The sequence below is a fragment of the Nostocoides japonicum T1-X7 genome (assembly GCF_001046855.1).
GTDB lineage: Bacteria > Actinomycetota > Actinomycetes > Actinomycetales > Dermatophilaceae > Nostocoides > Nostocoides japonicum.
In genome coordinates this window covers 3,673,585-3,684,132 of the sequence record NZ_HF570958.1, presented here as the reverse complement: position 1 = coordinate 3,684,132, position 10,548 = coordinate 3,673,585, and the positions used below count along the sequence as shown (strand labels likewise).

The 10,548-nt window shown below is 73.7% G+C and carries 10 protein-coding genes and 2 pseudogenes; 6 read left to right on the top strand and 6 right to left on the bottom strand.

From position 1 onward, the window contains the following. Nucleotides 1–225 (bottom strand): hypothetical protein (locus BN12_RS26250; RefSeq protein WP_235432587.1); only part of this gene is annotated, 225 nt, incomplete at its 3' end. A gap of 139 nt (nt 226–364) precedes the next feature. Here BN12_RS26250 and BN12_RS26510 point away from each other — a divergent pair. Next, a pseudogene (locus BN12_RS26510) lies at nt 365–580 on the top strand (lytic murein transglycosylase); the annotation flags it as partial. Between the two features lie 110 nt (nt 581–690). Here the strand turns inward: BN12_RS26510 and BN12_RS26240 are convergent. Then, nucleotides 691–1,215: a hypothetical protein gene (locus tag BN12_RS26240; protein WP_162232997.1), complete on the bottom strand. Its 525-nt coding sequence runs from the start codon at nt 1,213–1,215 to the stop codon at nt 691–693. Nucleotides 1,216–1,388: 173 nt separating this feature from the next. Here BN12_RS26240 and BN12_RS23920 point away from each other — a divergent pair, with 173 nt between their 5' ends. From BN12_RS23920 to BN12_RS16675, 3 genes are read left to right on the top strand one after another with little or no spacing between them, the layout of a single operon-like run. Then, nucleotides 1,389–2,798 (top strand): NAD(P)/FAD-dependent oxidoreductase, encoded by a 1,410-nt coding sequence (locus tag BN12_RS23920; RefSeq protein WP_200901388.1) that lies wholly within the window; start codon nt 1,389–1,391, stop codon nt 2,796–2,798. 26 nt (nt 2,799–2,824) lie between these two features. Next, nucleotides 2,825–4,105 carry a M16 family metallopeptidase gene (locus tag BN12_RS24615; RefSeq protein WP_048554225.1) on the top strand — a complete coding sequence of 427 codons (1,281 nt, stop codon included), beginning with the start codon at nt 2,825–2,827 and terminating at the stop codon, nt 4,103–4,105. Continuing rightward, a complete protein-coding gene (locus BN12_RS16675) occupies nt 4,102–5,460 on the top strand; it encodes a M16 family metallopeptidase (RefSeq protein ID WP_048554223.1) in 1,359 nt (452 codons plus the stop codon). Before BN12_RS24615 ends, BN12_RS16675 begins: the two co-directional genes overlap by 4 nt. Before the next feature lie 119 nt (nt 5,461–5,579). Here the strand turns inward: BN12_RS16675 and hisN are convergent, their stop codons facing one another. The 4 genes from hisN to BN12_RS16655 are packed head-to-tail and all read right to left on the bottom strand — an operon-like array spanning nt 5,580 to nt 9,262. Then, entirely contained in the window at nt 5,580–6,365 is a 786-nt protein-coding gene (hisN, locus tag BN12_RS16670) for a histidinol-phosphatase (RefSeq protein WP_157635533.1), read from the bottom strand. A gap of 41 nt (nt 6,366–6,406) precedes the next feature. Then, complete coding sequence (rsgA, locus tag BN12_RS16665) at nt 6,407–7,450, bottom strand: ribosome small subunit-dependent GTPase A (protein ID WP_048554218.1); 1,044 nt, start codon at nt 7,448–7,450, stop codon at nt 6,407–6,409. Next, nucleotides 7,447–8,733, bottom strand: coding sequence for a 3-phosphoshikimate 1-carboxyvinyltransferase (gene aroA, locus BN12_RS16660; RefSeq protein ID WP_048554216.1), 1,287 nt, complete (start codon nt 8,731–8,733; stop codon nt 7,447–7,449). The genes rsgA and aroA overlap by 4 nt, the downstream gene beginning before the upstream one ends. Continuing rightward, a complete protein-coding gene (locus BN12_RS16655; protein WP_048554214.1) occupies nt 8,720–9,262 on the bottom strand; it encodes a DoxX family protein in 543 nt (180 codons plus the stop codon). The genes aroA and BN12_RS16655 overlap by 14 nt, the downstream gene beginning before the upstream one ends. A gap of 90 nt (nt 9,263–9,352) precedes the next feature. Between BN12_RS16655 and BN12_RS16650 the strand changes: the two genes are divergently transcribed. Together BN12_RS16650 and BN12_RS25310 are read left to right on the top strand one after the other, a co-directional pair. Then, the gene (locus tag BN12_RS16650; RefSeq protein WP_048554212.1) at nt 9,353–10,210 is read left to right on the top strand and encodes an SOS response-associated peptidase; all 858 of its coding nucleotides are present in this window, start codon (nt 9,353–9,355) and stop codon (nt 10,208–10,210) included. Beyond that, nucleotides 10,207–10,548: pseudogene (locus BN12_RS25310) on the top strand (alpha/beta family hydrolase); the annotation flags it as partial. The gene BN12_RS16650 and the pseudogene BN12_RS25310, both read left to right, overlap by 4 nt.

Genomic DNA, 10,548 nt, shown 5'->3' with positions numbered 1-10,548 from the left:
CCCCACCACGACGACGACCGCGGCCGCGGCGCGCGCTGCGGCCATCCCAGCGAGTCTGCCCACCGAGGCCGACGCCGACCCGGCGGGGCTCGAGGCGAGGCTGCGCTGGGCGGCACGCGACCCGTTCGGTGCCACCACCGCCGAGACGCCGCCCCCGCTGCCCGAGCCGCCCGCGAAGCCGCCGGCCACCGGCGCCGCCGACCCGTTGACGACCAAGACCGACACGACGCTCGTCAAGGCATACCAGGCCGCCGTCAAGGCAGCAGATCCCGCGTGCCACCTCACCGTTCCGCTCCTCGCCGCCATCGGCCAGGTCGAGTCCGGGAGCCTCGGCGGGCGGGCCCTCGACACACACCACCGGGTCGTGCCGGCGGTCCTCGGGCCGGTGCTCGACGGCGGCGGCTACGCCGCGATCCGGGACACCGACGGAGGGAAGCTCGACGGCGACACGACGTGGGACCGCGCCGTGGGCCCGATGCAGTTCATCCCGTCGACGTGGGCCGCCTGGGGCCGTGACGGCGACCACGACGGCGTGAAGGACCCGCAGAACGTCTACGACGCGGCGGCGGCGGCCGGCGCATACCTCTGCGCGGGTGGCCGTGACCTCGCGCAGCACGGGCAGCTCGTCGCGGCCATCCGGTCCTACAACAACTCCGCCGCCTACGTCGCCGTCGTGACGCGGTGGATGGCCTACTTCGAGAAGTACGGCCTCAAGGGCCTCGGCAGCGTCGCCATCGTGACGCCGAACGGCTCGACCCCCACGGACCACTCGACCACGAAGCCGTCGGCCACGACGACGCCCAAGCCGTCGCCGACGTCCTCGAAACCGACGACGAGCGCGCCGTCGTCGTCCACCGAGCCGCCGACCTCCTCGTCGACGACCTCGACGACCGATCCGACCGACACGCCGTCGTGTCCCACCCCGTCACCGACGAGCCCCAGCCCGAGCTCCAGCCCCTCCCCGACGTCGCCGACGGACTCGCCGACGACGTGCCCACCGTCCTCGACGACGAGCCCGCCCACGACGACCACCAGCACGGCGACACCGAGCACGACGCCGCCGGCCTCCTCGTCCACCACGACGCACAGCACCACGTCGAGGACGTCCACGACGCCGTCCTCCTCCAATGGCGCCTCGTCCTCCAGTAGCTCGTCCTCCAGTAGCTCGTCCTCCAGTAGCTCGTCGTCCTCCAGCAGCAGCGACACCTCCTCCACGACGACGACGGACGGCCCGTCGCCGTCGAGCCCCGGGAGCTCGTGACCCCGCCACCGACACGGGTGGCGGCAGGGCATGGATCCGGTCCCGGGGGTGTTGGACCGGGGGACAGCAGTCAGCGCGGACGGCACCACGAGGTGACCGTCCGCTCGTCATCTGGGAGGGTGGTCGCGTGAGTGCGCACGGGCATCAGGTCGTCGTCATCGGGTCCGGGTTCGGGGGGCTCTTCGCCGCGCAGGCGCTGCGTCGCGACCACGTCGACGTCACCCTCGTGGCGGACACGACGAGCCACCTCTTCCAGCCCCTCCTCTACCAGGTCGCGACGGGCATCCTCTCCGAGGGCGAGATCGCGCCGAGCACCCGTGAGGTGCTCGCCCGGCAGGGCAACGCGCGCGTCGTGCTCGGCGAGGTCACCGACATCGACGTGGAGGGGCGGACGGTCACGAGCCGGGTCCTCGACCGGGAGACGGTGACACCGTACGACTCCCTCGTCGTCGCGGCCGGCGCCGGACAGTCCTACTTCGGCAACGACCAGTTCGCCGAGTTCGCGCCGGGCCTGAAGTCGATCGACGACGCCTTGGAGCTGCGCGGACGGATCTTCTCCGCCTTCGAGCTCGCCGAGCTCTCCGACGACCCGGAGGACATCGACCGCCTGCTCACCTTCGTCGTCGTCGGCGCCGGCCCGACCGGTGTGGAGATGGCCGGCCAGATCGCCGAGCTGTCCCACCGGACGCTGCGCCACAACTTCCGCTCGATCGACCCGACGAAGACCCGGATCGTCCTGCTCGACGGCGCCAAGCAGGTGCTGCCCGCGTTCGGCGACACCCTCGGCCACCGGGCCCAGCGCCGCCTCGAGCAGATCGGCGTCGAGGTCGAGCTCGGGGCCCTCGTCACCGACATGGACGCGCGGGGCCTCACCGTCAAGGACGCGAGCGGCGGGACCCGGCGCATCGAGGCGGCGACGAAGGTGTGGGCCGCGGGTGTCCAGGCGAGCCCGCTCGCGCGGCAGCTCGCCGAGCGGACCGGGGCCGACCTCGACCGGTCCGGGCGGATCGCCACCCGCGACGACCTCACCCTGCCCGGGCATCCCGAGATCTACGTCGTCGGCGACATGGCGTCGCTGAAGGGCTATCCGGGCGTCGCCCAGGTCGCCATCCAAGGCGCGCGGTATGCCGCGGAGGCCATCCGTCGCCGGGTCGCCGGCCGCGAGCCCCAGGCGCCCTTCGAGTACGTCGACAAGGGCTCGATGGCGACGATCTCGCGGTTCAGCGCCGTCGCGAGCATCAAGCACCTGCGCTTCTCGGGCTTCCCCGCCTGGCTGCTGTGGCTCGGAGTCCACCTCGTCTACATCATCGGCTTCAAGCATCGCGTCACGACGATGCTGCACTGGGCCGTCAGCTTCGTCGGGCGGGGCCGGTCGGAGCGGGCCATCACCGAGCAGCAGATCGTCGCGCGCAACGCGCTGCGCGAGGTCGGTGCCGCCGGGGTGCTCGCCGCCGCGGTCCCGGAGCCGGACGCTCGAGCCGGCACTCGGCATACCGACGAGACGGCCGACGCGCGCGGCGGAGGCCGCTCCGGCTGACCGAAGCGAGCGCATAGGCTCACGCCATGCCACTGGACTACCCGATCCACGAGCGTCGGCTCGACAACGGCCTGCGGCTCGTCGTCTCTCCGGACCCGAGCGTGCCGAACGTCACCGTCAACCTGTGGGTCGGCGTCGGGTCGCGCCACGAGGAGCCCGGACGGACCGGGTTCGCCCACCTCTTCGAGCACCTCATGTTCCAGGGGTCTCGCAACGTCGCGAGCGGCGAGCACTTCTCCGCCCTCATGGCGCAGGGCGCACGACTCAACGCGACGACGTGGTTCGACCGGACGAACTACTTCGAGACCCTGCCCCGGGGCGCCATGGACCTCGCCCTGTGGCTCGAGGCGGACCGGCACGGACACCTCCTCGACGCCGTGACGCAGGAGAACCTCGACAACCAGCGCGACGTCGTCAAGGAGGAGAAGCGGCAGCGCTACGACAACCCGCCCTACGGCACCGCTCTCATCGAGGTGTATGCCGCGCTCTTCCCCGAGGAGCATCCGTACCACCACGCGACGATCGGCTCGATGGAGGACCTCGACGCGGCGAGCCTGGAGGACGTCCACGCCTTCTTCCAGCGCTACTACGGCCCTGACAACACCGTCCTCACCCTGTGCGGCGACGTGGAGGTCGACGAGGCGGTGGCCGCCGTCGAGAGGTACTTCGGAGATCTGGCGCCGATCGACCGGATGCCGCGTCCCCCGGGCCCGCAGCTGCCGCCGCTGTCCGAGCCGGTGCGGGTCGAGCGGCTCGAGACCGTCCCCAACGACCGGCTCCACCTCGCCTTCCGCCTGCCCGTCGACCCGACGCAGGAGTACCTCGCGAGCTCGTTCGCCGTCGACATCGTCGCGGGCCTGTCGACCTCGCGGGTCGGCACCCGGCTCGTCCGCACCGAGCAGTCGGCGCACCGTGTCGACGCCCACGCGATGGGTCTCGTCGACGGCTCGTCGATCGCGCTGATATCGGTCGACGTCGCGCCGGGCGAGAACCCTGCCGGCGTCGAGGAGCGGGTCGGGGAGGAGCTCGACCGGTTCGCCGACGAGGGCCCGACCCCCGAGGAGATGGAGGCGGTCCTCGCCCAGGCCGAGCGGGCGTGGCTGTCGAGCCTCGCGAGCCAGGAGGAGCGGGCCGACACCATCAGCCACACGACGCTGCTCCACGGCGACCCGGGCGCGGTGAACACCCACCTCGACCGGCTCGCGAGGGTGAGCGCGGACGATGTCACCGAGGCCGCCCGGACCTGGCTGCGGTCGACGAACCGGGCCACCGTCGCCTTCCTCCAGGCCGAGGCGGCGGCCGCGTGAGCCTGTCGACCCGGCCGGCCATCGGCCCACCCGGGCCCTGGACCTTCCCCGTCCCGCTGGCGAGCGAGCTCCCGAGCGGGCTGCGCGTCCTCACCCACCACCTGCCCGGCCAGTACGTCGTGTCGGTCCGGGTCGTCGTGCCGCTGCTCGTCGCCTCCGAGCCGCGCGAGCTCGAGGGCATCGCGACGCTCATGTCCCGGCTGCTCGACGAGGGGACGCTGCACCACACCCCGATCGAGTTCGCGGGCCTGCTCGAGCGCGGCGGGATCGGGCTGGGGGCCGGCATGACGGAGTCGGCGCTCGTCATCGAGCTCGACGTCCCCCAACGGCGGCTCGCGCAGGCCCTCGACCTCCTCCGGCAGCTGCTCGCCGAGCCGGCCTTCCCGGAGGCGGAGGTGCGTCGCGCCGTCGCGACCCGCACGTCGGAGATCGAGCAGCAGCGCGCCCATGCCTCGCATCGGGCCGGGCTGGCCTTCTTCGAGGCGTTCTTCGACCCGGCCGAGCGGGCCAGCCGCCCGGCCGGCGGCACGACGGAGACGGTCGGCGCCGTGACGCGTGCGGACCTCGTGGCCTTCCACGCCGAGCGGGTCGGACCCCTCGGCGCGACCGTCGTCGTCGCCGGTGACCTCACCGGTGTCGACGCGACGGCGCTCGTCGGCGACACCCTCGGGCGGTGGACGGCCCCGTCCCATGTCCCAGCACCGGGACCCCGGGCGGCCGTTCGTGCCGCCGACGCCGCCCGGATCGTCGTCGTCGACCGGCCGGGGTCGGTCCAGAGCGAGCTCGCCGTCGGGTGGTCCGGGCCGGACCGGCACGTCACCGAGCCCGCCGGCTGGGCGGCATACCAGGTCCTGTCCTTCGTCATCGGCGGCTCGCCGAACGCCCGGATCGACGCGGTGCTGCGCGAGGAGAAGGGGTACACCTACGGCATCCGCTCGGCCTTCCGGCCCCGCCGGGTCGGCGGCACGTTCTACACCTCGGGGTCGGTCCGCTCGGAGGTGACCGTCGAGGCGCTGCGCCTGCTCCTCGACATCCTCGACGGCGCCCGGTCCGGATACACCGTCGAGGAGGTCCGCTCGGGAGCGGACTTCATCGGGCTCACGGCACCCGGGCGGTATGCCACGGCCGACGCCGTCGCGGCCGAGACCGCGGGCCTGGTCATCGACGGCCTGCCGTCGGACTTCACGACGTCGAACCTCGCGGCCCTCGGCGGGCTGACGCCGCAGGTCCTGCGGGACGCGGCGTCCGCCTACCTCACGGGGGAGTGGACCGTCGTCGTCGTCGGCGACGCGGCCGCCTGGCTCGACGGCGTTCGAGCCCTCGGCCGCGGCGACGTCACCGTCGTCCCCGCCTGACCCGCCGAGACGAGGGACCACTTCGGCAGGTGCGGGCTTTCCGTGGTCGGAACGTCGACATGACCACGACAACCCCGCACCTGCCGAGAAGGTAACGGGCCGTTCGGGGAGCAGGGGGCTCAGGCGGTGCCGAGGCGGGCCAGGACCTCGTCGTGGAGGAGGCCGTTCGTCGCGAGGGCGTTGCCGCCCCACGGGCCGTCGCGGCCGGCGAGCGAGGTGAACCGGCCGCCGGCCTCGGTGACGACGGGGACGAGGGCCGCCATGTCGTAGAGGGCGAGCTCGGGCTCGGTGGCGATGTCGACGGCCCCCTCGGCGAGGAGCATGTAGGACCAGAAGTCGCCGTAGGCCCGGGTCCGCCAGCAGTCGTCGAGAAGGGCGAGCAGCTCCTCGCGGCGGTCGACCTTGCGCCACGAGGACACCGAGGAGTAGGAGATGGAGGCGTCGGAGAGCGACGTGACGCCCGAGACGTGGATGCGCTTGGCCGAGGTGAGCGACCGGCCGCTCCAGGCGCCGGAGCCGATGGCGGCCCACCACCGACGGCCGAGGGCGGGCGCCGCGACGAGCCCGAGCACGGGGGTCTCGTTGTCGACGAGGGCGATGAGCGTCGCCCAGACGGGGACGCCGCGGACGAAGTTGTGCGTGCCGTCGATGGGGTCGATGACCCAGCGGCGGGGCCCGTGGCCCGTCGTCTCGAACTCCTCGCCCTCGACGGCGTCGCGCGGCCGGGTCCGTCTGAGCTGGGACCGGATGAGCTCCTCCGCGGCCGTGTCGGCGTCGCTGACGAGGGTGAGGTCGGGCTTGGTCTCGACGCGCAGATCGACCGCCTTGAACCGCTCCATCGTCACCCGCTCGACGGCGTCCGCGAGGACGTGCGCCAGCCGGAGGTCGTCGTCATAGCCCGCCACGTCAGGCACGCTAGCGTCCCGGCGGCGCCTGCCCCGGCATTTCAGTCCTCGGGGGAGCCACCCGACCTCGCGCGGAGCAGCCGCCGCAGCGACTCGAGGCGGGCGGGGCCGGCCGGCCCCGCGGCCCCGGAGGAGACGTAGGCGTCGAGGGCGCAGTCCGGCTCGTCGTGGGTGCAGCCGCGCGGGCATTCGGCGGTCCCGGCCGCGAGGTCGGGGAAGTGGTCGATGATCCGGTCGACGGACACGTGGGCGAGCCCGAAGGAGCGGACGCCCGGGGTGTCGACGACCCAGCCCTCCGCGTCAGGCAGCTCGAGGGCGATCGCCGAGCTCGAGGTGTGCCGGCCCCGGCCGGTCACCGCGTTGACGCGGCCGGTGGCCCGCAGCGCATCGGGGACGAGGGCGTTGACGAGCGTCGACTTCCCGACGCCGGAGTGCCCGACGAGGACGCTGACCCGGCCCCGGAGCCGGTCCCGCAGGTCGTCCAGACCCGAGAACCCGCCACCCGTCGTCGCGGTGACGACGACGGGAACCTCGAGCGGCGCATACGTCGCGAGGAAGTCGTCGGGTGGGGTGAGATCGGACTTGGTGAGGACGAGGAGGGGATCCATGCCCGCGTCGTATGCGGCGACGAGGCACCGGTCGACGAGGCGCGGGGTCGGCGCCGGGTCGGCGAGGGCGACGACGACGCACAGCTGGTCGGCGTTGGCGACGATGACCCGCTCGACGGGATCGGTGTCGTCGGCGGTCCGGCGCAGGACGCTCGTCCGGGGCTCGACGCGGACGATGCGGGCGAGGGCGTCGGGTCCGCCGCCGGTGTCGCCGACGAGCGCGACCCGGTCGCCGACGACGATGCCCTTGCGCCCGAGCTCGCGGGCGCGCATCGCCGTGACGATGCGCTCGCCGCGCGTGTCGCCACCCACCCCTGCGGCGACCCGGACGTGGTAGCGGCCCCGGTCGACACCGAGGACCATGCCGGGGAGCGCGTCCTCGTGGGCGGGACGGTTCTTCGATCGAGGGCGGGACCCGCGACGGTTCGGGCGGATCCGCACGTCCGACTCGTCGTAGTCGCTCGCCGCTCGGCTCATCCGGTCGTGCCGATCATCTGCTCCCACATCTCGGTGAACTGCGGCAGGGTCTTCGCGACGCTGCCGGCGTCCTCGACGACGATGCCCTCGACGGCGAGTCCGAGGACGGCACCGGCCATGACCATCCGGTGGTCGGCATACGTATGCCACGTGCCTCCGTGGAGCGGGGCGGGCCGGATCGCGAGTCCGTCCTCGGTCTCGGTCACCGCCGCCCCGAGCGCGGACAGCTCCGCGCACAGTCCGGCGAGCCGGTCGGACTCGTGACCCCGGATGTGGGCCACCCCCCGGATGACCGAGGGCGAGTCCGCGAGGGCCGCGAGGGCGGCGACGACGGGCGTCAGCTCGCTCGCGTCGTGGAGGTCGACATCGAGTCCGGAGATCCCGTCGTCGCCCGAGACGGTCAGCTCCTCGCGGGTGAGGCGCACGTCGGCGCCCATCGCGTCGAGGATGTCCCGCATCGCGTCGCCGGCCTGGGTCGTGTGCTGCGGCCAGTCGGGCACGCAGACCCGCCCGTCGGTGACGAGTGCGGCCGCGAGGAACGGCCCGGCGTTGGACAGGTCCGGCTCCACCATGACGTCGAGCGGCGTCAGCTCGGAGGGCTCGATGCTCCAGGTGTCGGGCTCCGTGTCGTCGACGACGGCGCCGGCGTCGCGGAGCACCTCGATCGTCATCTCGACATGCGGCTGGCTCGGGATCGGCGTGCCGGCGTGGTGGACGGTGACCCCCTTGTCGTACCGAGCGCCGGCGAGGAGGAGCGCCGAGACGTACTGGGAGGAGGCGGAGGCATCCATGACGACCGAGCCTCCCGGCATCCGGCCGGTGCCCACGACCGCGAACGGCAGCGCGCCCCGGCCACCGTCCTCCACCGTCGCGCCCAGCGTCCGCAGCGCGGCGATGAGCTCCCCCATCGGGCGGACGCGCGCGTGCTCGTCGCCGTCGAGGCGGACCGTCCCCCGGTTGAGCGCGGCGACGGCGGGGAGGAACCGCATGACGGTGCCGGCGAGCCCGCAGTCGACGTCGGCGTTACCGGTGAGTGCGGCGGGGGTGACGTACCAGTCCGCGTCGTCGTCGCCGCAGTCCTCGACCGTCGCGCCGAGGGAGCGGAGAGCGTCGGCCATGAGGAGGGTGTCCCGCGACCGCAGGGGCAGCCGGAGTCGCGACGGGCCGCTCGCCAGGGCGGAGAGGACCAGATAGCGGTTGGTGAGGGACTTGCTTCCGGGGAGCCGGACCGTCGCGTCGACAGGGACGCCGACGGCCGGCACCGGCCAGTCAGCCGACGGCATCTCTGGCCTGGAGGGCGGCGATCTTGGCCTCCCGCCTGGCCGTCCTGGCCAGGTGCTTGGCCTCGCGGCGGGTCTGCTTGGCCGTCCGCCCGACGGCGTCGCTCGCCATCCCCGCCCGGTAGGCGAGGCCGGGCCGGCCCTCGGTGTCGACCGCCGCGAGGAGGAGGCCGCCGAGCATGCTGAGGTTCTTCAGGAAGTGGGTCAGCTGCGCCTTGCGCTGCGCGGGGTCGCTCTCCTCCCAGAACGCGTGCCCGGCGAGGGTCGTCGGCACCGTGGAGGCGGCGAGGACGGCGGCCGACAGGCGGGGGAAGCGACCGAACGCGAGCAGCGTGCCGAAGGCCGCCTGGGCCACGCCGTTGGCGCGCACGAGGAGCTCGGGGTCGTCGGGCAGGTGCAGCGGCCCGGCGAGGGTGTGGGCGAGAGGCGCCGCCTTGTCGACGCGGGGCCCGGGCTGGCGGAAGGCGTCGATGCCCCCCTTGATGTAGATCGCGGCGAGCAGGGGACGGGCTACCGTGCGGACCAGGCTCATCTGTCGTGCTCCTCGAGGTCGTTCGTCGTGGGTCGTCTTCCCCTCCTTCCTACCGTAGTTGCCCGACATCGGCCTGCGTAGCCTTGGCCCATGTGCGGTCGCTACGCAGCCAGCGCGAACCCCGACGACCTCGTCGAGGAGTTCGAGGTGGAGGTCGACCGGACGGGAGAGCCGGGCCGCAGCATCCTCGTGAACCCCCAGGAGCCGCCCCCGGGGACGCCGGACTTCAACATGGCGCCGAGCAAGCAGGCCCCCGTCGTCCTCACCCGCCCGCTCCGGGAGAGCGACGAGGCGTATGCCGAGGGCCGCGGGCCCGTCCGGCAGCTGCGCCTGCTCACGTGGGGCCTCGTGCCGAGCTGGGCCAAGGACACCAAGGTCGGCGTCCGGATGGTCAACGCCCGGGCGGACACCGTCCTCGAGGCGCGCGCCTTCTCCCGGGCTGCGCGGACCCGTCGCTGTCTGGTTCCGGCGGCCGGCTGGTACGAGTGGCAGGCCTCGCCGACCGTCACCGACGCGAAGGGCAAGCCGCGCAGGCAGCCGTTCTTCGTCCGTCGCGTCGACGGCACGGACTGCGCGCTCGCCGGCCTCTACGAGTTCTGGCGCGACCCGGCCGTCGGGAGCTCCGCCGACCCGATGGCCTGGCTCACGACGTTCACCATCGTGACGACCGACGCCGAGCCCGGGCTCGATCGCATCCACGACCGCCAGCCCCTCGTCCTCGACCCCGAGGCCTGGGAGCGTTGGCTCTCCCCGGATGTCACCGACGCCGACGCCGTCGAGGACCTGCTCCGGCCCGCCGGGCCCGGCCGGTTCGAGGCGTATGCGGTGTCCCGGGCGGTCAGCTCGAACCGCTCGAACGGTCCTGGGCTCCTCGAGCCCGCACCCCCGGAGGAGCTCGAGGGCGTCGTCGACCCGATGACCGGCGAGATCATCGCGGGTGCATCGTGACGACGAGGGAGGTCGTCGTCGAGACAGCGCTCGGGCCGGCGGAGGTGCACGTGACCCGCCCCCGCGGGGCGCTGGGGACCCTCGTCCTCACCCACGGCGCGAACGGCGCGATGACGACGCCGGACCTGCTCGCCCTCGGGGCGGCGGTGCCCGACGCCGGCTGGGCGCTCGCCCTCGTCCGGCAGGCCTGGGCGGTCGCGGCGAAGCGGACGCCGCCCACCCCGCCCGTGCAGGATGCGGCGTGGCGGCCCGTCGTCGAGGCCCTCCGGAGCGGCCGGTCCCGGCTGCCCGGACCCCTCGTCCTCGGCGGGGGGGGGAAAGGGGGGGGGGGGGGCCGG